The following is a 25990-nucleotide window of genomic DNA, read 5'->3' as shown; positions in this document are numbered from 1 at the left end:
TGTCCAGGGTGCCTCGCTATCCTGGAGCGCTGATTCGCGCGCCGATCCCCCCACCCCCGGCGCGGTAGGGAGAAGATCCGTGCGATTCGTCCTGGCGATCGTCAGTTTCGTCATCGGTCTGCTGCTCGTCGGTCTCGCGGTCGGGCAGCGCACCGTGTTCGCGCCACCCTCGTCGCTCGTCGCAGAGTCCTCGAGCACGGCCTCGGCCCCGGTGACCGTGATCCCGGGGTCGACGCTCAACGCGAACCCCGGGTACCAGCGCATCGACGTCTCGGGTTCCGGGACGGTGTTCGCGGCCTACGGCAGGACCGCCGACGTCGACGCGTGGATCGGTGACGCGAAGCACACCACCCTGCGCTTCGACGCCGAGCAGGACCGCCTGGTCGGCCGCACGACGGGATCGGCCGACTCAGTGCCGGACCCGAAGGGCAGCGACCTCTGGTACCAGGAGTGGGATGGTGCGGGACGGTTCACCGTCCGGTTGCCCGCCGACGTGTCGGTCGTGGTGCTCGCCGACGGGTCCGACGCCGCGCCGACCGACGTGTCGGTGACCTGGCCGCGGGACACCGCGACGCCCTCCGTCGGTCCGCTCCTCGTCGCGGGCGGACTCTTCCTGGTCGGTGGCGTCGCGCTGCTGGTCTGGGCGTTCCTGCACCAGCGTCGTGGTCGTGGTCCGCGTCGCCGCAGCGGTGGGTCGCGTCCGCCGCGCGTGCGGGCGTCGCGTCGTGCAGCCGCCGCGGGGGCACAGGTGCCGGTCCGCGGTCGTCGTGGCCGTCGTTCCCTGGTGGCCGTGCCGATCGTGCTCGTGGGGGCGCTCGGTCTCGCGGGCTGCTCGTCGGACTACTGGCCGCAGGGCGGTGGCTCCGGCGCCACCCCGACGCCGACCGCCTCGGCCACCGGCGCCGCGGACTCGACCGAACCGACCGCTGCGACCGAGCAGCAGATCCGCCGGATCGTCGAGCGGGTCGCCGAGGTCGCGTCGAAGGCCGATGCCGACCGTGACGCGACGCTGCTCGAGACCCGCTTCACCGGGGCCGCCCTCGACTTCCGCAAGGCGAACTACGCGATCCGCGAGAAGGACACCGACGTCGAGACGCCGCCCGCGATCTCGGCCGGTCAGGTCTGCGTGGCACTCCCGCAGCAGACCGACAGCTGGCCGCGCACGATCTTCACGGTCGTCGCCGAGGACTGCTCCGCGAAGACCGCTCCGCAGGCCCTCACCCTGGTGCAGGACAGCGCGCGCGACGACTACAAGGTCGCCTACGACGTGTCGCTCGAGGCCGCTGCGGAGATCCCGAGCCTGGCGCCGACGTCGATCGGTGCGGCACGGCTCGCCGGGGACACGAAGCTCCTGCGCATCGCACCCGACGACATCGCGGCCGCGTACGGCGACGTGCTGGCGAAGGACTCCGACAGCGACTCCGCCTCGCTCTTCGCCTCCGACGGCGACGGTCTGCGCTCGACGATCGGCAAGGCGTACAAGGACAAGAAGGCCGAGTCGCTGCCGGACACCGCGAAGATCGAGTACTCGTCCGAGGTGCCCGACGACGGCGCCGTGGCGATCGCCACGGACGGTGCGGGTGCGCTCGTGTCGGCCTCGCTCGACGAGGTCGAGAAGGTGACCCCGACCGCGGCCGGCGCCGAGGTCAACACCGAGGGGGCGGTCAAGGCCCTCTCCGGCGTCGACTCGAGCACGAAGGGGATCAGCGCGACGTACAGCGTCCAGCTGCTGTTCTCCGTGCCGCCGGTCGGCAGTGATGAGAAGGTGGTCCTGCTCGGGTTCACGCAGGGCCTGACCGCAGCGAGTGAGGTGCAATGACCAACGTCCCCCCGACCCCGTCCGGTCTCCGCGGAGCCGTCGACCTGTCGTCCCTCGTCGACCGCGCTCAGCGGCCGACGCAGCAAGCGGGTGCTCCCGCCGGAGGCCCGGGCGCAGCCGCGGGCACCGGCGGCGCCGGCGCCGCTGCCGTGCCGGGCGGCGTCCCGGCGACCGGTGCCGGTCCCGATGCCGACCTGACCGTCCCGTCGCTCGTCATCGACGTCACCGACCAGAGCTTCCAGGACGTCCTGCAGCTCTCGTCCGTCGTCCCGGTGATCGTCGACATCTGGGCGGAGTGGTGCGGGCCGTGCAAGCAGCTCTCGCCGATCCTCGAGCAGCTGACCGCGGAGTACGACGGTCGCGTGGTGCTCGCCAAGGTCGACGCGGACACCAACCCGCAGCTCGTGCAGGCGTTCCAGGCGCAGTCGATCCCGACCGTGGCCGCCGTGATCGGTGGTCGGCCGCTCGGACTCTTCGTCGGCGCGCTGCCCGAGGCGCAGGTGCGCGACGTCTTCGAGCAGGTCGTCGCCGCTGCCGAGCAGAACGGCGTGACCGGTCGGGTCACCGTCGACGGCGCTGCCGAGACGGAGCCCCAGGGCGAGCCCGCTCCCGAGCCGCTGCCGCCGCACCACCAGGCAGCGTACGACGCCATCGAGCGGGGCGACTACGCCGCCGCCGTGCAGGAGTACAAGACCGCGATCGCGCAGGACCCGAACGACCAGATGGCCGTCGCCGGGCTCGCGCAGGTCTCGTTGCTCGACCGGTTGAACGGTCGCACGGCCGACGAGCTCCGCAGTGCCGCGGCCGCGGCACCGCAGGACGTCGAGGCGCAGATGGCCGTCGCCGACCTGGACATCAGCGGAGGGCACGTCGAGGACGCCTTCGGGCGGCTGCTCGACCTGGTCCCGACGGTGTTCGGTGCGGACCGTGAGACGCTGCGCGTCCGGCTCGTCGAGTACTTCGAGCTGATCGGGGTGGACGACCCGCGTGTGGCCGCGGCACGGCGCCGTCTGGCGAGCGCACTGTACTGATCGACGCACGACCGTCGGCCGGTACGAGACGCCGGCGCCGGTGCGAGACGCCGGCGTCAGTGCGAGACGCCGCAGGAACCACGAGACGCCCCCGGGAACGGGGGCGTCTCCTGTGTTCGGGGGCGTCTCGCGCGGCGTGCACCGCGGACGACACGGGCGGACGACGGACGGGAGGCCCGGTGCCAGCTGGCACCGGGCCTCCCGTCCGTCCCGTGGTCGCGTCCGCGCGGCGGCGGGGTCAGTCGGCCAGTCGCAGCCAGACCGCACCCAGCGGCGGGACCACCAGGTGGGCCGAGGCCGGGCGGCCAGCCCACGGCGTCTCGTCGGCCGTGACCGAACCCATGTTGCCGACACCGGACCCGCCGTACTCCGTGGCGTCGGTGTTGAGCACCTCGTGCCAGGTACCCGCAGCGGGCAGCCCGAACCGGCGCTCGACGGGTACCCCGGAGAAGTTCACGAAGACCGCGAGGCGGTCGTCGCCGTCCTTGCGGAGGAACCCGAGCGTCGAGTGCGGCGCGTCGCCGCCCTCGATCCACTCGAAGCCCTCGGGCGAGGAGTCGTGCGTCCACAGCGCCGGGGTCTCCTTGTAGACGCGGTTCAGCGACGCCACGAGGTCCTGCACGCCGAGGTGTCCCGGATCGTCGAGGAGCCACCAGTCCAGCCCCCGGGCCTCGGACCACTCCGACGGCTGGGCGAACTCCTGGCCCATGAAGAGCAGTTGCTTGCCGGGGTGCGCCCACATGAACGCGAGGTACGCCCGGACGTTCGCGAGCTTCTGCCACTCGTCGCCGGGCATCTTCCCGTAGAGCGAGCCCTTCCCGTGCACGACCTCGTCGTGGCTGATCGGCAGGGTGAACTGCTCACTGAAGGCGTAGACCAGCGAGAACGTGATCTCGTCGTGGTGGTACGCGCGGTACGCCGGGTCACGCTCGACGTACTGCAGCGAGTCGTGCATCCAGCCCATGTTCCACTTCTGGCCGAAGCCGAGCCCGCCGGCGCTCGTCGGCTGGGTGACACCGGGCCACGAGGTGCTCTCCTCGGCGATCATCACGATGCCGGGGTAGCGCTTGTAGGCCGTGGCGTTCGTCTCCTGCAGGAACGAGATCGCCTCGAGGTTCTCGCGACCGCCGTGGATGTTCGGCAGCCACTCGGTGCGGGAGTAGTCGAGGTACAGCATCGAGGCCACGGCGTCGACCCGCAGGCCGTCGATGTGGAACTCCTCGAACCAGTAGAGCGCGTTCGCCACCAGGAAGTTGCGGACCTGCGGGTGCCCGAAGTCGAACACGAAGGTGCCCCAGTCGAGCTGCTCACCGCGACGCGGATCCGGGTGCTCGAACAGCGCGTAGCCGTCGAACTTCGCGAGTGCCCACTCGTCCTTCGGGAAGTGTCCCGGTACCCAGTCCATGATCACGCCGATGCCGGCGCTGTGCAGGCGGTCGATCAGGTAGCGCAGGTCGTCCGGCGTGCCGAAGCGCGCGGTCGGAGCGTAGTACCCGGTGACCTGGTAGCCCCACGAGCCACCGAACGGGTGCTCGGCGAGCGGCAGGAACTCGACGTGGGTGAACCCGAGGTGCTGCACGTGGCCGATGAGCGCATCGGCGGCCTCGCGGTAGGAGAGCCCGGGGCGCCACGATCCGAGGTGCACCTCGTAGACGCTCATCGGCGCATCGTGGGTCGTCGTCTGCGCTCGACGCTCCATCCAGGCGGTGTCGCCGTCGGACCACGTGTGGTCGGAGGCGGTGACGACCGAGGCGGTCAGCGGCGGGACCTCGGTGCGTCGGGCGAACGGGTCCGCTCGCTCGACCCAGCCGGAGTCGGTGAGGATCTGGAACTTGTACCGCTGCCCGACGAGGGCGCCGGGCCAGAAGAGCTCCCACACGCCGAGGTCGTTCAGGCGACGCATCGCGGTGGTGCGGCCCTCCCACCCCTCGAAGTCCCCGATCACGCGGACGGCGGTGGCGCGGGGTGCCCACACGGTGAACGCGACGCCGTCGACGCCGTCGACGGTGCGGACGTGCGCGCCGAGGTGCTGCCAGAGCTGCTCGTCACGGCCCTCGCCGAACAGGTGGAGGTCGAGCTCGCCGATGGTCGGCGCGAAGCGGTAGGCGTCGTCGGTGGTCCACGTCGCGTCGTCGGCGTCGGTGGACTCGTCGAGGTCGTAGTCGGCCTCGACGCGGTACCGACCGAGCGTGCCGGTCGTGGCGCCCGCCCAGAGACCGTCGCCCTCGTGGGTCAGTTCGACGTCGTCGCCGTCGGGGCGCACGATGCGGACGGCCGTCGCGAGGTGCCGGACGACGCGCACGCTCGTGCCCCCGTCCACCGGGTGCGGACCGAGCACGTCGTGCGGCTGGGACCAACGGCCCTCGGCCACCTGCTGGCGGAGCCAGTCCTCGACCGGCGCCGGCCGGGGAGCCGCTCCCGAGGTCGGGGCGACGTCGGAGCCGCCGGCGGGCGCTGCGTGCTGCGGTGCTGCGTGCTGCGGTGCCGCGGGCTGTGGTGCTGCGGACTCGGGTGCTGGGACGAGGTCCGCCGCGGTCGCCGTCGCTCCCGGTGCCGCCGAGCGTCCACCCTCGGAGAGCGGTGCGTCCGCGCCGTCCGCCGACAGACCGGTCGGGTCCGTGGGCTCCAGGCCGGTCGGTGCCGGGGAGCCGTCACGAGCTGCGCCGGCGAGGGTCGCCGACTCCGGGACCCCGCGGTCCGGCGTCTCCTTCGCCACGGGCGCGGCGCCGGGGAGGTCCTCGTGCGGTGCCGAGACCCGTGGCTCGTACCGGGGGGCCGGTTGGTCGGCCGGCGGGACCACGCCCGGGGCACGGGAGCGGGTCACGGGCGGCGGCGGGGGCGGCACCGGCGGGACGCTCGGCCCCTGGCCTCGGTCCGGGGTGGCGGGGGTGGGACGGTCGGAGCCCATCGGCGGGGTCCCCTTCGGGTCGCTGTCGGTCATCGGACGGGTCCCTCCACGACGAGCAGGTGCACGGGCTCCTGGAAGGCGTCGAGGCGGACGTAGTTGGACGAACCCCACTCCCAGCGCTGCCCGGTGACGACGTCGCGGACGACGAACGGCTGCTCGTTCGGCAGCCCGAGCGCGGCGAGGTCGAGGTGCACGGTGGTCTCGCGCGCCGAGTGCGGGTCGACGTTCGCGACGACGATCACCGTGTCCGCGCGGCCCGACCGGATGAACTCGGCGGGCAGGTGCTTCGAGTAGACGACGATCGCCGGGTCCTCGGCGTCGTGGACGTGCAGGTTCCGGAGCTGACGCAGCGCGGGGTGGGCCTGACGGAAGCGGTTGAGCATCGTGACGTACGGCGCGAGGCTCGCGCCCTCGGCCTCGGCCAGGGCGAAGTCGCGCGGCTTGTACTCGTACTTCTCGTTGTCGATGTTCTCCTCGGACCCCGGGCGTGCGACGTCCTCGAAGAGCTCGTACCCGGCGTACATGCCCCAGGTCGGCGCCCCGGTCGCGGCGAGCGCGGCGCGCACCTTGTAACCGGCGCGACCGCCGAACTGCAGGTACTCGGTGAGGATGTCGGGGGTGTTCACGAAGAGGTTCGGGCGCAGGTAGGCGCTCGTCTCGTGGCTGAGCTCGGAGAAGTAGTCCTCGATCTCCTCCTTCGTGTTCCGCCACGTGAAGTACGTGTACGACTGCTGGAACCCGGCCTCGGCCAGGGCGCGCATCATCGCCGGGCGGGTGAAGGCCTCGGCGAGGAACACCGTGTCCGGGTGCTGGTCGCGGACCTCGCGGATGACGCGTTCCCAGAACCAGAGCGGCTTGGTGTGCGGGTTGTCGACGCGGAAGATGCGGATCCCGAACGCGATCCAGTGCTCGAGGACCCGCAGGACCTCGGTGACGATGCCCTCGGGGTCGCTGTCGAACTGGATCGGGTAGATGTCCTGGTACCGCTTCGGCGGGTTCTCGGCCGTGGCGATCGACCCGTCCGCCCGGACCGTGAACCACTCGGGGTGCTGGTCCACCCACGGGTGGTCGGGGGAGCACTGGAGTGCGAAGTCGAGCGCGACCTCCATCCCGCTGTTCTTCGCCGTCTCGACGAAGACGCGGAAGTCGTCCTCGGTGCCGAGGTCGGGGTGGATCGCGTCGTGCCCACCCTCGGGACCACCGATCGCCCACGGGCTGCCCGGGTCGTGCGGTCCCGGGGTGAGCGTGTTGTTCGGGCCCTTGCGCGCCGTGGTGCCGATCGGGTGGATCGGCGGGAGGTAGACCACGTCGAAGCCCATGCGCGCGACGGCCGGGAGCCGGCGGGCCGCGGTGCGGAAGTCGCCGCTCCTCCACGAGCCGTCGGCGTTCTTCTTCGCCCCTTCGCTGCGGGGGAAGAACTCGTACCAGGCGCCGACGCCCGCGCGCTGCCGCTCGACGTCGAGGAGCTGCGTGGGGGAGTGCGTCCGGAGCGAGGTCAGCGGGGAGTCCTCGACCTCACCCGTGATGCGCGGGTCGTCGACGGCCGCGAGGCGCTCGGTCGGCTCGAGGTCGGTGTCCCGCAGCTGCTCGGCCGCGCGGACGGCGGCGCTGGAGTCGGTCTCGGCGGCGAGTCGGTCGAGCAGGACGGCGCCGTCGAGGAGCGTCGCCTCGGTGTCGACACCGGCGGCGATCTTGAGCCGGGCGGCGTGCAGCCACGTCGCCCAGTCGTCGGAGAACGACTCGACGTGCCACGTCCAGACGCCGACGTGGTCGACCTGCACGGTGGCCTCGTAGCGGTCCGTGCCGGGGGCGCCGAGCAGCATCGGCACGGTGCGTGTGCCGCCGTCCGGGCGTTCGAGCACGAGGTCGGCGCCGATGACCCCGTGGCCCTCGCGGAAGACGGTCGCGCCGAACGTGATCACCTCGCCGTCGAACGCCTTGCCCGGGAACCCGTTCGGGGTCGTCGGCGCGAGCTGGGTGATCGGGATGCGTCCGATCTTCGGTCGGCGGGGTCGATCTGCGGTGGCCACGGAGGCGACGCTACCCGGCCGGAGCGCTCGCGTTCCCCGGAACGCGTTCCCTGTGCAGTGTCGGGCGCGTCACCCGGCCTGTGCAGGACGCGCACGTGCGGGCTCCGTCGCCCGTTCCTTCCCCGGACGGGCGCGCGGAGGGCCACGACCCCCCTACGCCACCTCGAAGACGTGGATGCCGGGGCCGTACGCGGTGAAGACCTGCCCGCCCGGCCGGAGCCGCTCGTGGTCGCGGTGCTTCTCGCTCGACCAGGCCAACCGGTACCCGAGCACGTCCTGGCGCGCCGGCAGCGTCAGGTCCCGCGTCCGCCCGCTGCCGTGCACGACCACGAGCACCCGGTCGAACGGCTCGTGCTCCGGGGTCGACTCGGCGAAGTACTGCACGACCCGGTGGATGGGTTGGTCCCACCCCTCGGGGGTCATCGGCTGCCCGTCCGGTCCGTACCACGCCATGCGCGACGCTCCGGGCGTCTCCCGCCCCTCGACCCCGAAGCGCGTCGGCCGGAGCGCCGGGTGCGCTGCGCGCAGCCGCGTGAGCGCCGCGACCGCCTCGGTCATCGCCTCGGCGTCCTCGTCGTCCGACCAGTCGACGGCGGTCAGGTCGTTGGACACGACGTAGGCGTTGTTGTTGCCGTGCTGCGTCCTGCTGCGCTCGTCGCCGGCGGTCAGCATCGGGATGCCCGCCGAGAGCATCAGGGTGCCGACGAGGTTCCGCATCGACCGGCCCCGGGCGGCACGCACCCCGCGGTCGGCCGTGTCGCCCTCGATCCCGTGGTTGAACGAGCGGTTGTCGTCGGACCCGTCCCGCCCGTCCTCGCCGTTCGCCTCGTTGTGCTTGCGGTCGTGCGAGACGAGGTCGAGCAGCGTGAAGCCGTCGTGGGCCGTGACGAAGTTGACGCTCGCGAGGGGGCCGCGCTCCTGGCCGAAGGTGCCGCGGGACCCGGTGAGCGCCTCGGCGAGCCGACCGATGCCCGCCTGCGGGGTGCCGTTCCGGCGTTCCTCGGCGACGTCGGTCAGCCAGAACTGGCGGACGGTGTTCCGGAACCCGTCGTTCCACTCGCTCGTGCCGGGGCCGAACGCCCCCGTGCGCCACCCGTCGGGACCGACGTCCCACGGCTCGGCGACGACGAGCACGTCCTGCAGGTCCGGGTGCTGCCGGATGCGCTCGAGCAACGGGTGCGCCGGGTCGAACACGTGGTGCTCGTCGCGGGCGAGCGCCGCCATCAGGTCGAACCGGAACCCGTCGACCTGCACCTCGCGCGCCCAGTAGCGCAGGCTCTCGACGACCATGTCCGCGGTGGCCTCGACCGAGGTGTCGAGCGTGTTCCCGCAGCCGGTGGTGTCGTAGTACGACGCACCGTCCTCGGTCCAGCGGTACCGCCCCGCCCCGTCGATGCCGCGCAGCGAGGTGGTGGGTCCGCCGGTGCCCTCCTCGGCGGTGTGGTTGTAGACGACGTCGAGCAGCACCTGGATGCCCGCCTCGTGCAGGAGTCGCACCATGCCCTTGAACTCGCGGAGCACCGCGGAGGCACCCGCGGCACGGGCGTCCGACGAGGCGTGGGCCGCGTGCGGTGCGAAGAACCCGAGGGTGTTGTAGCCCCACGCGTTCTCGCGACCGGCGTCCCGGAGCCACGCCTCGGTGTCGAACGCGTGCACGGGCAGCAGCTCGAGGGTCGTCACGCCGATGCGGCGCAGGTGGGCGATGGTGCTCGGGTGCGCGACGCCGGCGTACGTCCCGCGCAGGTGCTCGGGGACGTCGGGGTTCGCAGCGGTGAGCGTGCGGACGTTCGCCTCGTACACGACGGTCCGGTCCAGGGGGACGTCGGGCTTCGGCACACCGCCCCAGTCGAAGGCATCGTCGACCACGACGCTCGTCCACCGTGGGCCGCCGCTCCCAGCGGCCGTCGCCGCGGGGACGATGCCACGCGCGTACGGGTCGAGCAGCGGTCGCGCGGGGTCGAACGCGTGGCGGGGTCCGTCCGGACCGTCGACGAGCAGGTGGTACCGATCGCCCGGCCGCACGTCCGGCGTCTCCGCCGCCCACCGGTCGGTGCCGTCGGTCCGCGACAGGACGTGGCGGGTCTCGACACCGTCGGCGTCGACGACCACGAGGGTCACCGCGGTCGCGGAGGCGGAACGCACCGAGAAGCGGGGCACGCCGTCACCGAGGCGGAAGCCGGGGGTCTCGTCGATCGCGGTGCGGTGCATGACGACCAGGGTACGAGGGGCCGGAGGTATCCTGTGAACGCACACGGAAGGGGCGCAGTCATGCCGGTCTACCTCGACCACGCGGCGACGACGCCCATCCTGCCCGCGGCGCTCGCCGCGTTCACCCGGGCCCTGGCCACGGTGGGCAACCCGTCGTCGATCCACAGCGCCGGCCAGCGCGCGAAGATGCTGCTCGAGGACGGTCGCGCCGCGGTCGCCCGGTCGCTCGACGCGGAGCCGGTCGAGGTCGTCTTCACCTCCGGCGGCACCGAGAGCATCAACCTCGCGGTCAAGGGGCTGTACTGGGCGCGGCAGCAGGACCGTCCGCGGCCGCGCATCGTCGTGCCGGCGGGCGAGCACCACGCCACCGTCGACACGGTTGAGTGGCTCGAGCGCCACGAGGGCGCCGTCGTCGACGTGGTCCCGCTGGACGCGCAGGGTCGCGTCGACCTCGTCGGCCTGGAGGCACGGCTCGCCGACGCCTCGGACGTCGCCCTGGTCACGTTCCTGTGGGCGAACAACGAGGTCGGGACCCTGCAGCCGGTCGACCGCATCGTCGAGCTGGCGCACGCCGCCGGTGTGCCGGTGCACAGCGACGCCGTCGCGGCGTACGGGCAGGTCCCGGTGTCGTTCGCGGCCTCCGGCCTCGACGCGCTCAGCGTGTCGGCGCACAAGATCGGTGGGCCGGTCGGGATCGGCGCGCTGGTCCTCGGGCGCCGTGCGACGGTCGAGCCGCTCATCCACGGCGGTGGCCAGCAGCGACAGGTCCGCAGCGGGACGCAGGACGCCCCGGCGGCGGCGGCCTTCGGGGTCGCCGCCGACGCCGGGCTGCACGACGCGTCGGCCCTGCGCGACCGGCTCGTCGCGGGGGTCCTGGAGCGCGTCCCGAGCGCCGTGCTCATGGGCGACCCGGTCGACCGGCTCCCCGGCAACGCCCACTTCACCTTCCCCGGGTGCGAGGGCGACTCGCTGCTGTTCCTGCTCGACGCGGCCGGGGTCGCCGTGTCGACCGGGTCCGCCTGCCAGGCCGGCGTCCCCGAGGCGTCGCACGTGCTGCTCGGCATGGGCCTGTCCGAGGACGAGGCCCGCGGCGCCCTGCGCATCACGCTCGGGCACACCTCGACCGAGGCCGACGTCGACGCCTTCCTCGCCGCGCTGCCCGACGCGGTCGCCCGGGCCGGCGCAGCCGGCCTGGCGTCCCGGACGCCTCTGCTCGGACGCTGAGCGACCAGGTCCCCACGGCCCTCCACAGCGGCCACCTGCCGGACGCGAGCCCACACGGCGGAGTGCGGCGAGCCTCCCGGCCGGTGGGCACCGGTAGGATCGGTGACCATGGTCGAACTTGACTTCACCGAGCAGCTGTCCGCCCTCCGCGAGACCTTCGGCAACATCCGCTCGGTCGTCGACGTCGACCGGCTCCAGCGCGAGATCGCCGAACTGAGCGAGCAGGCGGGTGCCCAGGACCTGTGGGACGACGTCGAGCACGCGCAGCAGGTGACGAGCGCGCTCTCGCACAAGCAGGCCGAGCTCCGGAAGATGACCGACACCGAGCAGCGCATCGACGACCTCGAGGTCCTCGTCGAGATGGCGAACGAGGCCGACGACGCCGACTCCGCGGCCGAGGCGCAGGACGAGCTCAAGGCCATCCAGAAGACCATGGGCGACCTCGAGGTGCAGACCCTCCTCGACGGCGAGTACGACGAGCGCCCCGCGGTGATCACGATCCGCGCCGGTGCCGGCGGTGTCGATGCGGCGGACTTCGCCGAGATGCTCCTCCGCATGTACCTGCGCTACGCCGAGCAGCACGGCTTCAAGACCACCGTCATGGACACCTCCTACGCGGAGGAAGCGGGCATCAAGTCCGCGACGTTCGAGGTCGACGCGCCGTACGCCTTCGGCACGCTCTCGGTCGAGGCCGGCACGCACCGCCTCGTCCGCATGTCGCCGTTCGGTGCCGCGGGCAAGCGCCAGACCTCGTTCGCCGCGGTCGAGGTCATCCCGCTCATGCCGGAGACCGCGGTCATCGACATCCCGGAGAACGACATCCGGGTCGACGTGTTCCGGTCCTCCGGCCCCGGTGGCCAGTCGGTCAACACCACGGACTCCGCCGTCCGCCTGACCCACCTGCCGACCGGCACCGTCGTGTCCATGCAGAACGAGAAGTCGCAGATCCAGAACCGCGCAGCCGCCATGCGCGTGCTGCAGTCGCGCCTGCTGCTCCTGAAGAAGGAGGAGGAGAACGCGAAGAAGAAGGAGCTCGCCGGCAACATCACGGCGAGCTGGGGTGACCAGATCCGCTCGTACGTCCTCGCGCCGTACCAGATGGTCAAGGACCTCCGGAGCGAGCACGAGGTCAACAACCCGTCGTCGGTGTTCGACGGGGACCTGGACGGCTTCATCAACGCGGGCATCCGCTGGCGCAAGCAGGGCGACGATTCCTGAGCGAGCTCGCGGGGGAGTCGAGCCGCGCGCCTCGGTTGACTTCCGGCCCACCCGACCTAGCCTGATCCGGTCATGATCAAATTCGACCAGGTCACCAAGGTCTACTCGGGCAACCCGAGTCCCGCGCTCGACGACCTCTCCCTCGAGATCCTCAAGGGTGAGTTCGTCTTCCTCGTCGGCGCGTCCGGCTCCGGCAAGTCGAGCTTCCTCCGCCTCGTGCTCAAGGAGGAGAAGCCGACCCGCGGGCAGATCCACGTGCTCGGCCAGCGCCTCGGCGCGCTGTCGTCGCGCAAGGTCCCGTACTTCCGCCGCAACCTCGGTGTGGTCTTCCAGGACTTCCGGCTCCTGCCGAACAAGAACGTCTTCGACAACGTCGCGTTCTCGCTCCAGGTGATCGGCAAGAGCAAGGGCTTCATCAGCGAGGCCGTCACCGACGTGCTCAAGCTCGTCGGCCTGGCCGGCAAGGCCACCCGGATGCCGCACGAGCTCTCCGGTGGTGAGCAGCAGCGCGTCGCGATCGCCCGTGCGGTCGTCAACAAGCCGGCGATCCTGCTGGCCGACGAGCCCACCGGCAACCTCGACCCGACCACCTCGGCGGGCATCATGGCGCTCCTCGAACGCATCAACCAGGGAGGCACCACCGTGCTCATGGCGACGCACGACGCCAGCATCGTGAACCAGATGCAGCGCCGGGTCATCGAGCTCTCGAACGGCACCGTCCTGCGCGACGAGCAGTCCGGCGGGTACCAGACGCAGGCGCTGCCGATCCAGCGCGGCTCCGGCGTCTCGAACACGACCGGCATCCAGACGATCCCGGGGCTCATCCGATGAGGCTCGGGCTCGTCATGTCCGAGGTCGGCTCGGGCCTGCGGCGCAACGCGTCGATGGTGGTCTCGGTCGTCCTGGTGACCTTCATCTCGCTCACCTTCGTGGGCACGGCGATCCTGCTGCAGATGCAGATCAACCAGATGAAGGGGTACTGGTACGACCGGGCGCAGGTCGCGGTGTACCTGTGCACCGACACCGACACCACCGGCAACTGCACCGGTGCCAAGGCGACCGAGGACCAGCGCGAGCAGGTCCAGGCGCAGCTCGACTCGTCCACCCTGAAGCCGTACATCGAGAAGACGTACTACGAGGACCAGGACCAGGCGTTCACGCGGTTCAAGGAGCAGTTCAAGGACTCGCCCGCGACCGAGTTCGTGAAGCCGGAGTACCTCAACGAGACCTTCTGGGTGAACCTGAAGAACCCGTCGCAGGCGGACGTGCTCGTCGAGAGCCTGTCGAAGGTCGCCGGCGTGCAGAGCGTCGTCGACCAGCGCGGGTACCTGCAGCCGATCTTCAACCTGCTCAACGCATCGTCGTACACGGCGATCGGCATCGCGTCGCTGATGCTCGTGGCGGCCGTGCTGCTCATCGCGACCACCATCCGACTCTCGGCGTTCAGCAGGCGACGTGAGCTCGGCATCATGCGCCTGGTCGGGGCGTCGAACCGGTTCATCCAGACACCCTTCGTGCTGGAAGGGGTGATCGCCGCCGCGATCGGAGCGGTGCTCGCCGGTGGCGCGATCACCGCGGTGGTCTGGTTCTTCGTCCGGAACTACCTGGCGCAGCGGTTCTCCGGCACCGCCTTCATCGGCATGAGCGACGCGGCCGTGGTCGTGCCCGCGGTGATCGTGATCGGCGTGCTCCTGGCCGGGGTCTCGGCGCTCATCGCGATCCGCCGGTACCTGCGCGTCTGAGACAGCCCGGGCGGCGGTCGATCGTCCGGCGCGAGGCTCGCCGTGGCGGACATCTTCGCGGTGGTCCTGCCGTGAACGTGTCCGCATGCGCGAGCCTCGGGTCGCCGGCGCACCGCGGCGCGCCGGGAAGGTGCGCCGCGGTCGTCGTGTTCACTAGGCTGTAGGGCTGCGCAGCAGCACCGGGGCCCGTGCCCGGTCACGAAGGGAGTCATCATGGCGAAGGAACGCGGCGAGAAGATCGTGGCGACCAACCGTCGCGCGCGCCACGACTACCTGATCGAGGACACGTACGAGGCGGGCATGGTGCTCTCGGGTACCGAGGTGAAGTCCCTCCGCGAGGGGCGGGCCTCACTCGTCGACGGCTACGCGTTCATCGACGGTGGCGAGGCCTGGCTCGACTCCGTGCACATCCCCGAGTACACCGAGGGGACGTGGAACAACCACGCGCCGCGGCGGAAGCGCAAGCTCCTCCTGCACAAGCAGCAGATCGTGAAGATCTCGCACAAGACCGCGCAGGGCGGGTACACGCTCGTGCCGATGAAGATCTACTTCCACGACGGCCGGGCGAAGGTCGAGATCGCGGTCGCCAAGGGCAAGCGCGAGTTCGACAAGCGTCAGGCCCTGCGCGAGAAGACCGACAAGCGCGAGGCCGAGCGCGCCATGCGCTCGCGCAACCGCCTCGGCGAGTGAGCGCGGCGGGGTGAGCCCTCGGCGAACGTCGGTGGCGTCGTCCAGCACACCCCGCTAGGCTGGGGTCCGCTCCTCACGGGGAGCATTGGCAACTCAACAGCGTGACAGCGGCTCGCACGTCACGGCCCGTACGGGGATGATCGGTTTCGACATTGCCTGTGTGCCGACGGGAAGCGGGCCGAGGACCCACGGTCATCTCGTGAACGATCCGTGGAAAACAACAAGTGCCAATTCCAAGCGCACTGACTTCGCTCTCGCTGCGTAAGCAGCCCAGCACATGAAGTCCGTCGGCCAGGTGATCGTCTTCTAACCTGAGTTCCGGCGTCATCCAGAGGACTTGCTGCACGGTTGCGCCTCAGGGCCGTGCGGGACTTGCACTGAGACTGGGCCCGTCGTCCTAGAAGCCGGTAGCAAAGGACGGGGCCGAGCAGAACGACTCATCCGGATACGCCCGTAGAAGACGTCGAACCGCAGCGATGGACGGGGGTTCGATTCCCCCCATCTCCACCAACGCCGTGCCGTCGAGCCGCTGTCGCGCTGATCGAACCGAGATCGCCACCCGAACGCCCCGTCGTCGTCCCCCAGGACGGCGCCGGGGCGTTCGTCGTTCCCCCGGGGTCCCGGACTACTGTCCGGAGCGAGCGCGGGGCTGGTCCTGCGTCGACCCGACCGGGAGGGCAGCACGTGGTGCAGGAGATCGCGATCCGAGTCCGTCTGCGCGAGCAGGACCGTCTGGGACTGGCGGAGTACGAGCGGATCGTGGGGTCCGTTGCGACCGTCGCCGCCGTCGTCGCCTGGCTGCCGACGCCCGGGTCACGGCTCGTCGTCCGCGGTCGTGGTGCCGAGCCGGTGCGCCTCGAGACGGTGTCGTACGGCACCGTGTTCGAGATGCTCGTCGTGCTCGACCAGCGCTCGGCCGCGGTGGAACGGGCAGCGTCGGCGGTGGCCGCGCTGGTGACGTCGGTGCGCGACGAGCACGTCGAGGACGACGTCGCGGGCATCGCCGGCGAGTTCGACCGCCTCGATCGGTCGGCGCCGCGTGGTCGCTCGGCGGTGGAGCGGGCGCTGCGTGGGTTCCTCGAGGGAGCCCGGGCCGACGTGCTCGCACGGAGGACCACCACGCGGGTCCGTGCTGCCCAGGCGCTCCTGCGGCTCGCCGAGGACGGGGCGGAGCTCGTGGTGGAGCGGGTCGAGGACGCCCTGGCACCCGTGGTCGAGGAGCAGCAGGTCGACGTGCTCTCGGACACCGGCACGTCCGTCGTGGTCGAGCCGGTCGACGGGATCGCGCCCTCCGGTGTCCGCGCCCCGCGCACGGCGGTCGACGACGACTTCCCGGCGGAACAGCCCGGCGAGCAGGACGAGGGCAAGAAGACCAAGGACAAGGACGAGAAGCAGTCCGACAAGAAGAAGAAGGACAAGAAGAAGAAGTCCGGCAAGAAGAAGGACAAGCAGAAGTCCGACAAGAAGAAGTCCGACAAGAAGCAGTAGGACCACGCGGTAGGGCCGGGTCAGAAGTCGAACAGGTTCGCCCGCAGGCCGCCGTTGCCGTACTCCCGGCGCAGCAGCCCCCGGCGGCGCAGTGCGGGCACGAGGTCGCCCGTCAGCCGGTACACCTGCGCCGGGTGCAGGTCGCCGGACAGGATGAACCCGTCGTTGTCCGCGTCCGCCCCGAGCTCCTCCACGAAGTCCGCGAACTCCTCGGCCGTCCCGACGAACCCCGCGCGCGCGCTGATCCGCCCGAGCCGGGCCTTCCGGGTCAGGAGTTCCCGGAGGGGCGCGTCCGGCGTGTCCCCGACCAGCCCACGGACCGTGCCCGCGGACACGTGGTCGCCGAAGGTCCCGTCCGGGATCGGTGCGTCCAGGTCGAGGGCGAGCAGGTCCGTCTCGGAGTCGCTCGACCACGCGACCGCCGCGGCGCGGAGGTCCGCGTCGGACGGGTGGCGCGATGCCGCGACGACGCGCTCGGCCTCCTCGACCGAGGGCACCAGGACCGGCTTGAGCACGAACAGCACCCGCAGGTCGTCTGCGCTGCGCCCGGCGTCGGCCGCGGCGGTCAGCACCCGGGACCGGTACGCACGGACCGCCTCGGCCGTCAACGGTGCGAGTGCGAGCTGCACGTCCGAGTGCGTCCCGGCGAACCCGAGCCCGCGTCCGGATCCGCCGGGGGAGACCACGACCGGGTCAGCGTCGAGCGGGAGCGCGTTGAGCGGGCCGTCGGCGGTGAAGTACGCGCCCTCGTGGTGGAACGCGTCGAGTGCGTCGCCGTCGGCGAAGTGCCAGTCCGTCGGGTCCCCGACGTAGCCGTCGCTCCACGAGTGCCAGAGCCGTCGGAGCAGCGTGATCCACTCCTCGGCGCGGTCGTACGCGGCGTCGTGCGGGAGCGGTGCCGCACCGACGTGCCGGGCGCTGCCGGTGTCGGTCACGACGTTCAGCCCGAAGCGGTCCGAGGACAGATGCGCGAGTGTCGCGGCCTGCCGCGCGGCGAGGTACGGCGGTGTGATGCCGGCGTTCACCGTCGGTGCGATGCCGATGTGCTGCGTCACCGCGAACAGGTACGGCGCGAGCAGCAGCGGGTCGTGCTTCGGACCGCCGTACGCCTGCCGGATCCGCAGGTCGAGGGTCGCCGGACTGCCGAGGGAGATCGCGTCCTCGGCGATCACGAGGTCCATCCCCGCCTGCTCGAGCGCCCGGACGGACTCCTGGTACAGGTCGGGCTTCGTCCAGTCGTGGCCCCAGTCCCAGTCGGACCGTCCCCAGGCCTGCGGGCCGAACCCCCGCGAGAAGAAGTACCCGAAGTGCTGCAGGTCGCCCACCGTCAGACCTCCTGCGCGACGAGGTGGCCCTGCGCAACGGCGCGTGCGAGGGCCGCGACCTCCGTGGCGGGGGCGGGGCGGGCCTCCAGGCCGTCGCCGTCCCGTCCGGTGGCCGCACGGACCGCCGCGAGGCCGCGCTCCACGTCGGCGAGCAGGTCGGTGACGTCCTCGATGCCGACGGACAGCCGGACCAGGCCGTCGCCGATGCCGAGCTCGGCCCGCTCAGCCGCGGTGCGGCCGGCGTGCGTGGTGGTCGCGGGGTGCAGCACGAGCGAGCGCACGTCACCCAGGTGGGTCATCCGACTGATGAGCTGCACCGCGTCGATGAAGGCGCGGGCGGCCGGCTCGCCACCGGCGAGCGTGAAGGCGAAGACCGAGCCGGCCCCACGGGGCAGGTAGCGCTGGGCGAGGTCGTGGTACGGACTGGAGGCGAGCCCCGCGTGGTCGACGCTCGTCACCTCCGGCTGGCGCTCCAGGAAGGACGCGACGGCCAGCGCGTTCGCGACGTGGCGCTCGACGCGGAGCGACAGCGTCTCGATGCCCTGACGCAGCAGGAAGGCGTTGAAGGGCGACGGCGTCGGACCGATCCGTGACGCGACGACGTCACGCGCGTACACCGCGAAGGCCCGGCTGCCGTGGCGCTCGACGTAGCTCTGCCCGCCGAGGGCGCGGTCCGGCGTCGTGAGGTGGGAGAAGCGTTCCGGCGTGCGGCCCCAGTCGAAGGTCCCGCCGTCGACGACGAGCCCGCCGAGGCCGGCACCGTGCCCGGAGAGGAACTTCGACGCGGAGTGCACCACGACGTCGGCGCCGTGCTCGACCGGGCGCACCAGGTACGGCGTCGCCAGGGTGTTGTCCACGACGAGCGGTACACCCGCCCGGTGTGCGGTGTCGGCGACCCCGGCGATGTCGAGGACGTCGTTCTTCGGGTTGGGGATCGTCTCGGCGAAGAAGAGCTTCGTGTTCGGTCGGACCGCGCGGGCCCACGCGTCGAGGTCGCGCTGGTCCGCGACGAAGTCGACCTCGATGCCGAGGCGCGCCAGGTTCTGCAGGAGCAGGCCCTTCGTGCCCTCGTAGATGCTCCGGGCGCTCACGACGTGGTCGCCCGCCTGCAGGAGCCCGAGGAGCGCCACCGTCACCGCCGCCTGGCCGCTGCCGACGAGGATCGCCTCGGCGCTCCGTTCGAGCAGTGCGACGCGGCGCTCGACGTCGGCGTTCGTCGGGTTGCCCAGCCGTGTGTAGGTGTACCCGTCGTCGGCACCGGCGAAGCGCTCGCGGGCCTGCTCGAAGTCGTCGAAGAGGAAGCCCGAGGTCATGTGGATCGCGGGGACCCGCGCTCCGTGTGCGGTGTCGGGCAGGAACCCGCCGTGCACCTGCTCGGTGGCGAAGCCGTGGCCGTCGTTCGACATGGGGTCCTCCTGGCGTGTCCGTCGTGCGGGTACTCTCGCAGGCCGGACGGGCCGGTGGGGCATTGCGGCGTCGGGTTACGGGCCGGCGGTGCCACCCCGAGCGGGAGCGGCCGTGCTCACGTCTGCGTCTGTGTCTGTGTCTGTGTCTGTGTCTGCTCCGGCGAGCAGTGCGGCGAGGCGTCGGGGGAGTCCCGGGGCGGTCGGATCCGGGAGCCTGTCGACCGGGAACCACCGGACGTCCTCGCTCTCGTGGCTCACCGTCGTCCGGGTGGATGGGTCCGCCGTGGCGACGAAGCCGACGTCCCAGTGCGCCGCGCAGGAGAAGCCGCCGTGCAGGTCGTGGCGGTCCAGGTCGGCCACGACGCCGTCGTCGAGCTCGAGACCGACGATGCCGGACTCCTCGCGGGCCTCGCGCCGAGCCGCCCCGGCCAGGTCGGCGTCCTGCGGCTCGAGGTGTCCGCCGAACTGCACCCAGAACCGGCCCTTGCGGTGCAGGCAGAGCAGGACGCGGGACCGGTCGGGCGAGAACACGAAGCACGACGCCGTCAGGTGCTCCGTGCCGAGGGAACGGTCGAGTGCAGCGTCCCCGGTGCTGCGGACGAACCCGACGAACCGCTCGCGGTCGGGCGACGGCGCGTCGGTGAGCGCGGCGAGGGCATCGGCGGGGCGCATCCGACGATCGTGGCACGGCGGACGGGTACGTGTACGCGACGAGACGCGTGTCGATCGACGCGTGGGACGTCGGTTCGTGCGCCGGCATCGTGTGCGTGTGCATCGTTCGACATCGCACCGGTCGATCGACGCGTGCGATGTCGCAGGAGCGCGGCCGGGCTGCCGACGCCGGTCCGCCGACGCCTCGGCCCCGGGTCAGAACAGCGCGCGGACCCCGGCGGCGACGGTGTCCCACGTGGCGAGGAGCGGCTCCCGGGCGAGCCACACCGCCACCCCGTTCACCGCCACGAAGAGCACGAACCACAGCACGGCCGGCACCCGCATCTCGGCGGCGGCGATGTGGAAGTCCGTCTGCACCCGGGCGCCGGTCAGCAGCCAGCGGGCGACGTGCACGAGGGACCGCAGACCGTCCACCACGAACGCGGTGCCGACCGCGGCGACGACGAGCACGGTGGCCTCCGACGGCCGGACCGCCACCCACAGCGCGAGCGCGTCGAAGCCGAGCACGACGAGCAGGCCGAACCAGTTCCGCACGAACGCCAGGGCCACCAGGCCGACGACGGCGAGCACCACCACGGGGAGCCACCGCGAGCCCTGGAGCACCCCGGAGACGAGCAGCACCCCGGCCCAGAGCGGCGCGCTGTACCCGGCGAAGAGGTTGAGGACCCGGACCAGCCAGCGGATCGCCGCCGGCACACGCCCGAGTCGGACCCAGGCCTCGCCGGAGCCGTCGGCGTGCAGGTCGATCCGGTCGATGCGTCCGCCGAACGGCACCACGACGACGCAGTGGCCGACCTCGTGCACGATGGTGGCCGCGATCCGGGCGACCCGGCCGACCAGGGGCAGGACGGGCAGGACGGCGCCGACCAGGACGGCGACGAACACGAGGGGCGGGGCTGCTGCGGTCAAGACGCCAGGATGGCAGCACCCACCAAGAGGACGCTGACCGCGCGGGCCGTCGGGTCAGCGGACGGCGTCCACGACGACGAGCACCACCACGACGACCGTCGCGACGACCGCGAGGCCGGTCAGGACGACGAGGAACACCGTCACCCGGTTGCGCTGCACGTGCCTGGCTACTCGACCGTCACCGACCTCGCGGCGGCGCGGGGCTTGTCCACCGCGCAACCGAGCTGCAGCGCGAGTTCACGCGCCAGCATCTGCAGGGGCACGACCGCCTCGACCGGACCCCAGGGTGCGAGCGACCGTCCCCAGGCCAGGTCGGTGGCCTCCGCGCGGTCGGTGATCGCCGGTACGTCGGAGCCCGCACCGCCGATCGTGACGACGAGGCCCCCGCGGGCCCGGACCTCGGCGACGGCGGAGGCGATGCGCGGGTCCCCGTGGTCGACCACCACGACCGGGGTGCCGTCGTCGACGAGCGCGAGCGGACCGTGCTTGAGCTCACCGACGGGGCAGGACCGTGCCCACCGGTAGGCGAGCTCCTCCACCTTCAGCGCACCCTCGGCTGCGTAGGGCAGCCCGGGCCCGCGGCCGACGAACAGGAAGCCGGGCGCGTCACGGACCGTCGCGGCCAGGAGCGGGATGCGCTCGGCTGCGACCGCGGCGGCGGCCGCCATCCGCTCGGGCAGTCCGGAGAGCTCGTCGACCAGGGCTGCGGCGCGGGTCGGCTCGAGCCGGCCCGAGGCGACCAGTGCCGACAGGACCGCGGTCACGCCGACGACCACCTGCGCCGTGAAGGTCTTCGTCGCGGCGAGCCCGACCTCGGGGCCGGTGTGGCAGGCGAGCACCGCGTCGGCTCGGCGGGCGAGGGACGAGTGCACGTCGTCCGTCAGCGCCAGGACCGGGTACCGGTCGTCGAGCCGGTCGAGCGCCCGGAGGACGTCCGCGGTCTCCCCGGACTGGCTGATGGCGACGACGAGGGTGTCGCGACCGAGGACGGCGTGGTCCACCTCGCTCGCGACGACGATGTCGGTGGGCACGCCGCCGAGGGTGCGCGCGGTGCCGGCGACGACCTGGCCGGCGTGCAGCGACGTCCCGCAGGCCACCACGGCGAGCCGATCGAACGCCGGCAGCCCGAGCCCCGTCCAGGTGCTGCCGTCCGCCGTGCGCTGCCGGACGCGCTCGAGCAGGTCGGCGACGACCCGGGGCTGTTCGGCGATCTCCTTGGCCGTGTGGTCCGGGTGGTCGCCGAGGTCGACGTCGAGCGCGGTCGTGGCGAACGGGGACGGGGTGGGGAAGGGCACGGGCACGGCGATGCCCTCCGACGACCAGCTCCACGCCTCGCCGAGCTCGACGACGTCGCCGTCCCGGAGCGGCACGAAGGTCTCGCACCACCGGGCGATGGTGCCGACGTCGCTCGCGACGAAGTCACCCCGTGCCGAGCGTGCGACGACGAGGGGCGACCGGTTCGCGGCGGCGACCATGCGGCCGTCCCGGGCGTCGAGCACGACGATCGCCCAGGAGCCCCGCAGTTGCGCGGTCGCGATCTGCACCGCGAGCACGAGGTCGGGGTCGACGCGGAGTGCACGCTCGACCAGGTGCCCGATGACCTCGGAGTCGACCTCGGATCGGAACACGTGCCCCTGCTGCTCGAGCGTCGCCCGCAACCGTCCCGCGTTCTCGACGGTCCCGTTGTGCACGACGCTGATCCGGCCGGAGCAGTCGGCGTGCGGGTGCGCGTTCTCCTCGCGCACCGTCCCGCAGGTCGCCCAGCGGGTGTGCCCGATCCCGAGCCCGGTCGAGGCGTCCTCGGCCGGTACTGCGGCCGCCCGTGCAGCGAGGTCCGCCCGCAGGTCCGCGACGCGGGACACCGACCGGACCGTGGCGATCCGACCGGCGGCGGTCCGCACCGCGACGCCGACGGAGTCGTACCCCCGGTACTCCAGCCGTTCGAGACCGTCGAGCAGGAAGGGGGTCACGTCGTCGCTGACGCGCGCCGCGATGATGCCGCACATACGGTGTCCGTTCGGGTGGTGGACCGGCCCGGTGCCGGGGAGCGGCACCGACCGCCGCCGGGTCTGCCGCGGGTCCGGGTCCGTCGCCCGGCCGGTCCACCCGCGGATCAGGCGGGGGCGGACCGGGAGGGTCGGCGGTTCGGGTACCGGACGGTCGTGATCCGCGGACGGGCCCTTCCGGGAAGGGCACGACGGTCGGTGCACCACGAGCCTCGCCCGGCGGGTCCGCCGGGACAACACCGCGCAGCGGCTCTTGCGGTTCACCGCGCGAGCGGTGCGACCCGACGTGTCGTCGGTGCGGACTCCCGCAAGCCGGCTCGCGGTCCGACGTCGGGCGTGACGGACGGGAGGCCCGGTACCAGCTGGTACCGGGCCTCCCGTCCGTCGAGCGGTCGCCCTGCGTCCGCGGGTCGCGCGATCAGGTGAGCAGCGCGACGAGGTGCGAGCGTGAGCGCGCACCGACCTTCCGGTAGATCTGCGTCAGGCGCAGCTCCACGGTGCGCTGGGACATGAACAGCGACGAGGCGATCTCGCGGTTGCGGTAGCCCTCGGTCACCTTCTGCACCACGGCGCGCTCCTCCGCGGTCAGCTGGGTGAGCACCACGGACGCGTCCGGGGCGCTCCGCGGCGACCCGGGGACCGGGGCGGACAGCACCGGTCCGGACCGCAGCGACGTCGGCACGCCGAAGGCCGGCATGACCGCCGTCGGCGCGGGCGTCGCCAGCGGTCGTCGCAGACCGGCCGCCTCGTACGCGGCCGCGGCGGCGGCGCCGAGGCGGGGCCGCTCGGCGTCCGTGCCCACCGCCGTCAGGGCGGCGAAGGTGCGAGCGCGCTCGTACTGCGAGTCGTGCGGCTGGAACAGCTCGAGGGCTCGTCGACGCGCCGTCTCACGGGTGGCGTCGTCGGCGACGAGCGCCAGGCTGCGGGCCAGCACGAGCGCGCCCCAGCGGGACGGCCGGGCGTGGTGGTCGGCCGCGAGCCGGGCCGTCGCGTTCCGGGCGTCGTCGATCCGGCCGAGGCGCACGTAGCCCTCGACCAGGTCGCCGAGGTGCCGCAGCACGGTCGGGTTGCGCAGCGACCGGCCGACGGCGTCCGCCGCCTCGAGGGCGGTCACCGCCTCGTCGACACGACCGTCGAGCAGCAGCACACGCCCGCGGAGTGCGTGCAGCCGGGCCGTGGTGCCCCAGAGCAGCACCGTGGAGCGGAGCGCCAGGCACCGGTCCACCACCTCGAGCGCCTCGAGCGAACGACCCTCGGCGAAGTGGCGCCACGCGACCGCGACCGCCCGCGACGGCTCGCGGAGCCGCTGCGCGGACAGGGCGCTCCCGGCCTCCCAGGCGTCGATCGCGCGGAGGGCCTGCCGGAAGTTGCCGGAGCGCAGCTCGTTCTCGGCGGACAGGTAGCGGGCTCCCTCGACCCACACGGCCTCGGTGTCCTGCCCGCGGGCGACGACGAGCGCGAAGACGCGACGTGCGCTCCGGTACCGCTCGGCGAGGCTCAGCGCGTGTGCCACGAGCAGGAGTGCCGGGTCGGACATCGCCATCAGCCGCGCCGTCGAGAGTCCGTCGTAGAGCTCCGTGTCGGCGGGCAGCGAACCGTCGAGCGCGGCGACGAGGCACTGCACGGCGCCGGCGATCTCCGCGGTGTGCGGGGTGACCACCGAACCGAGCTGCTCGACCCGGGCGAGCAGGTCGCGGGCCTGCTCGAGGTCCCACGTCTCCGCCCGGAAGCTCGCGACCATCGCCAGGAGCCCGGCGGTCGCGGGGGCTTCGGGTGCCTCCGCGTCCACGGGCACGAGGAGCTCGTCCGCGTGCACGGTCTCGCCGCGCAGGTACTGCACGGAGTACAGGACCCGCAGGCGCCGGACCTCGTCCGACCCGCGCCGGAACGGGCGCATCGCGGTGAGGTAGCGCGCGGCGAGCCCGAGCTGACGCTGTGCGAACAGCGCCTCGGTGACGGCGAGCAGTGCCGTCCGCTCGTCCTCACCGCCCGAGCCGACGTGCAGGGCACGCTCGGCCAGGGCGACCGCGGCGTGCGGTGCCCCGTCGGCGACGTAGCCCGCGGCGGCGTCGAGCAGCGCGACCACGTCGGGGACGTCGTCGACGAAGCTCCGGTGCCACGCGGCGGCGCGCGGGTCCGCCTCGGCGCTCGCCGCGGCGAGCTCGCGGTGCAGCGTGCGCCGGGTGCGTGCGGACATCCGCCAGTACAGGGTTGACCGCAGCAGCGGGTCGCGGACCGTGACGGTCTGGCCGCGCACGACGACGAGCCCGGCGTCGGCGAGGTCGTCGACGGCGTCGCGGTCCCATCCGGTCGTCCTGGCGACCGGCACGAGGGACAGCCGGGCGAGGACGTCCAGACCACGTCCCGCGTCGTCGGTGTCCGTGTCGGCGGCACCCTCGACCACGTCGAGGGTCAGCGCCGCGATGGCCTCGGTCGTGGCGGTCGGGCGCAACGGCAGCACGAGCGGCTCGGTGCCGGTCAGCTGGGCGGTCGAGAGCACGTCGAACTGCTCGCGGAGCGCGCCGGGGTTGCCGCCCGTCGCATCGGCGAGGATCGCGAGGACGCCGTCGTTCGCGCCCTCCGGTGCCATCGACCGGGCCAGCGCGAGGGACACGTCGGCGGCCAGCGGTTCGAGCCGCAGCACGGGGAGGGCCGTGAGCGGACCGTCCGACGGCACGGTCCGGACCGTGGCGACCAGGCGCAGTGCCGTGCCGGCGAGCCGACCTGCCAGGAACGCGATGAGCTCCTGGCTCTCGCGGTCCATCCGGTCGAGGTCGTCGATCAGGACGACCGTCGGCGGCAGGGTCAGGGTCTGCACGGCCTCGAGGAAGTCGTGCGCGGCGGCGAGCCCGCTCGTCGCGCCACCGGCCTGCAGCAGGTGCGCGATGTGGGCGGTCGCCCGGGGATCGTCGAGTGCGGTGAACAGGGAGGTCACGCCGGCCAGGGGCCAGCGGGACTCGCTCCCGTTGACACCGACCCGCACGACGGGGAGGGAGACGCGGTCAGCGACCGCGTCGAGGACGCTGCTGCGCCCGGAACCAGGGTCGCCGACGACGACCATCGCGGACTCACGAGGGAGTACAGCGAGGGTCGCGATCCGGTCGACCTCGAGACGGCGACCGGTGAGTGCCATGACTCACCGGCCTCCGGGTCCGGGGACGGAGACTGCGGTGGGCGTCCGGTCGGCAGCGCGGCGGGAGACCACGGCGACGGACGGGATCCGGTCGGCGTCACGGGCAGGGACCGTGGCGACGGACGGACGCGAGGCGGCGACGGAGCGCACACCAGGGCTGTCGGTGAGATGACGCGGACGA

17 protein-coding genes and 1 other RNA gene are annotated in these 25990 nt (G+C 72.5%); 9 read left to right on the top strand and 9 right to left on the bottom strand.

What is annotated here, in order from left to right; all coding sequences use genetic code 11:
- The first annotated feature begins 79 nt into the window (after positions 1-79).
- Both ACH0A8_RS11730 and ACH0A8_RS11725 read left to right on the top strand, forming a co-directional pair.
- The gene (locus tag ACH0A8_RS11730) at positions 80-1819 is read left to right on the top strand and encodes a hypothetical protein (protein ID WP_066654797.1); all 1740 of its coding nucleotides are present in this window, start codon (positions 80-82) and stop codon (positions 1817-1819) included.
- Positions 1816-2850, top strand: coding sequence for a tetratricopeptide repeat protein (locus tag ACH0A8_RS11725; RefSeq protein WP_406907257.1), 1035 nt, complete (start codon positions 1816-1818; stop codon positions 2848-2850). Before ACH0A8_RS11730 ends, ACH0A8_RS11725 begins: the two co-directional genes overlap by 4 nt.
- A 238-nt stretch (positions 2851-3088) precedes the next feature.
- Here the strand turns inward: ACH0A8_RS11725 and glgB are convergent, their stop codons facing one another.
- The 3 genes from glgB to glgX form a co-directional block, all read right to left on the bottom strand.
- Positions 3089-5791 carry a 1,4-alpha-glucan branching protein GlgB gene (gene glgB / locus ACH0A8_RS11720; protein ID WP_406907256.1) on the bottom strand — a complete coding sequence of 901 codons (2703 nt, stop codon included), beginning with the start codon at positions 5789-5791 and terminating at the stop codon, positions 3089-3091.
- The gene (locus ACH0A8_RS11715) at positions 5788-7788 is read right to left on the bottom strand and encodes an alpha-1,4-glucan--maltose-1-phosphate maltosyltransferase (RefSeq protein ID WP_209682244.1); all 2001 of its coding nucleotides are present in this window, start codon (positions 7786-7788) and stop codon (positions 5788-5790) included. Before ACH0A8_RS11715 ends, glgB begins: the two co-directional genes overlap by 4 nt.
- A gap of 153 nt (positions 7789-7941) precedes the next feature.
- Positions 7942-9996 carry a glycogen debranching protein GlgX gene (gene glgX / locus ACH0A8_RS11710; RefSeq protein WP_406907255.1) on the bottom strand — a complete coding sequence of 685 codons (2055 nt, stop codon included), beginning with the start codon at positions 9994-9996 and terminating at the stop codon, positions 7942-7944.
- 60 nt (positions 9997-10056) lie between these two features.
- On the opposite strand from glgX, the gene ACH0A8_RS11705 reads away from it, so the two are divergent.
- The 7 genes from ACH0A8_RS11705 (at position 10057) to ACH0A8_RS11675 (ending at position 16358) form a co-directional block, all read left to right on the top strand.
- On the top strand, positions 10057-11220 hold the full coding sequence (locus ACH0A8_RS11705; RefSeq protein ID WP_066654788.1) for a cysteine desulfurase family protein: 1164 nt from the start codon (positions 10057-10059) through the stop codon (positions 11218-11220).
- A gap of 108 nt (positions 11221-11328) precedes the next feature.
- On the top strand, positions 11329-12438 hold the full coding sequence (prfB, locus tag ACH0A8_RS11700) for a peptide chain release factor 2 (protein ID WP_066654787.1): 1110 nt from the start codon (positions 11329-11331) through the stop codon (positions 12436-12438).
- 72 nt (positions 12439-12510) lie between these two features.
- On the top strand, positions 12511-13269 hold the full coding sequence (gene ftsE / locus ACH0A8_RS11695; protein WP_066654786.1) for a cell division ATP-binding protein FtsE: 759 nt from the start codon (positions 12511-12513) through the stop codon (positions 13267-13269).
- Positions 13266-14180, top strand: coding sequence for a permease-like cell division protein FtsX (ftsX, locus tag ACH0A8_RS11690; RefSeq protein ID WP_209682249.1), 915 nt, complete (start codon positions 13266-13268; stop codon positions 14178-14180). The genes ftsE and ftsX overlap by 4 nt, the downstream gene beginning before the upstream one ends.
- 213 nt (positions 14181-14393) lie before the next feature.
- A complete protein-coding gene (gene smpB, locus ACH0A8_RS11685) occupies positions 14394-14870 on the top strand; it encodes an SsrA-binding protein SmpB (protein WP_066654782.1) in 477 nt (158 codons plus the stop codon).
- A 132-nt stretch (positions 14871-15002) separates the two neighbouring features.
- Positions 15003-15380, top strand: a transfer-messenger RNA (tmRNA) gene (gene ssrA, locus ACH0A8_RS11680).
- A 174-nt stretch (positions 15381-15554) separates the two neighbouring features.
- On the top strand, positions 15555-16358 hold the full coding sequence (locus ACH0A8_RS11675; RefSeq protein WP_406907254.1) for a hypothetical protein: 804 nt from the start codon (positions 15555-15557) through the stop codon (positions 16356-16358).
- A gap of 20 nt (positions 16359-16378) precedes the next feature.
- On the opposite strand, the gene ACH0A8_RS11670 is transcribed toward ACH0A8_RS11675, so the two are convergent.
- From ACH0A8_RS11670 to ACH0A8_RS11645, 6 genes are all read right to left on the bottom strand, one after another.
- The gene (locus tag ACH0A8_RS11670) at positions 16379-17683 is read right to left on the bottom strand and encodes an LLM class flavin-dependent oxidoreductase (RefSeq protein ID WP_406907253.1); all 1305 of its coding nucleotides are present in this window, start codon (positions 17681-17683) and stop codon (positions 16379-16381) included.
- A gap of 2 nt (positions 17684-17685) precedes the next feature.
- The gene (locus tag ACH0A8_RS11665) at positions 17686-19089 is read right to left on the bottom strand and encodes an O-acetylhomoserine aminocarboxypropyltransferase/cysteine synthase family protein (protein WP_406907252.1); all 1404 of its coding nucleotides are present in this window, start codon (positions 19087-19089) and stop codon (positions 17686-17688) included.
- Between the two features lie 75 nt (positions 19090-19164).
- A complete protein-coding gene (locus ACH0A8_RS11660; protein WP_209682260.1) occupies positions 19165-19761 on the bottom strand; it encodes an NUDIX hydrolase in 597 nt (198 codons plus the stop codon).
- A 195-nt stretch (positions 19762-19956) separates the two neighbouring features.
- Complete coding sequence (locus ACH0A8_RS11655; protein WP_406907251.1) at positions 19957-20670, bottom strand: M50 family metallopeptidase; 714 nt, start codon at positions 20668-20670, stop codon at positions 19957-19959.
- 167 nt (positions 20671-20837) lie between these two features.
- Positions 20838-22676 (bottom strand): glutamine--fructose-6-phosphate transaminase (isomerizing), encoded by a 1839-nt coding sequence (gene glmS / locus ACH0A8_RS11650; protein ID WP_406907250.1) that lies wholly within the window; start codon positions 22674-22676, stop codon positions 20838-20840.
- Between the two features lie 418 nt (positions 22677-23094).
- A complete protein-coding gene (locus ACH0A8_RS11645; protein ID WP_406907249.1) occupies positions 23095-25809 on the bottom strand; it encodes an AAA family ATPase in 2715 nt (904 codons plus the stop codon).
- Between the last annotated feature and the right edge of the window lie 181 nt (positions 25810-25990).

Origin of the sequence: Curtobacterium sp. 179-B 9B NHS (genome assembly GCF_045370965.1) — a bacterium.
In the GTDB taxonomy this organism is placed as follows: domain Bacteria; phylum Actinomycetota; class Actinomycetes; order Actinomycetales; family Microbacteriaceae; genus Curtobacterium.
This window is presented reverse-complemented; position numbering and strand designations above follow the sequence as displayed.

Coding starts and splice junctions, on each gene's coding strand:
- ACH0A8_RS11645 (WP_406907249.1), bottom strand. CDS start 25,809: ATGGCACTCACCGGTCGCCGTCTCGAGGTCGACCGGATCGCGACCCTC.
- ftsE (WP_066654786.1), top strand. CDS start 12,511: ATGATCAAATTCGACCAGGTCACCAAGGTCTACTCGGGCAACCCGAGT.
- ACH0A8_RS11705 (WP_066654788.1), top strand. CDS start 10,057: ATGCCGGTCTACCTCGACCACGCGGCGACGACGCCCATCCTGCCCGCG.
- prfB (WP_066654787.1), top strand. CDS start 11,329: ATGGTCGAACTTGACTTCACCGAGCAGCTGTCCGCCCTCCGCGAGACC.
- ftsX (WP_209682249.1), top strand. CDS start 13,266: ATGAGGCTCGGGCTCGTCATGTCCGAGGTCGGCTCGGGCCTGCGGCGC.
- glgB (WP_406907256.1), bottom strand. CDS start 5,791: ATGACCGACAGCGACCCGAAGGGGACCCCGCCGATGGGCTCCGACCGT.
- ACH0A8_RS11665 (WP_406907252.1), bottom strand. CDS start 19,089: ATGTCGAACGACGGCCACGGCTTCGCCACCGAGCAGGTGCACGGCGGG.
- glgX (WP_406907255.1), bottom strand. CDS start 9,996: ATGCACCGCACCGCGATCGACGAGACCCCCGGCTTCCGCCTCGGTGAC.
- ACH0A8_RS11660 (WP_209682260.1), bottom strand. CDS start 19,761: ATGCGCCCCGCCGATGCCCTCGCCGCGCTCACCGACGCGCCGTCGCCC.
- glmS (WP_406907250.1), bottom strand. CDS start 22,676: ATGTGCGGCATCATCGCGGCGCGCGTCAGCGACGACGTGACCCCCTTC.
- smpB (WP_066654782.1), top strand. CDS start 14,394: ATGGCGAAGGAACGCGGCGAGAAGATCGTGGCGACCAACCGTCGCGCG.
- ACH0A8_RS11725 (WP_406907257.1), top strand. CDS start 1,816: ATGACCAACGTCCCCCCGACCCCGTCCGGTCTCCGCGGAGCCGTCGAC.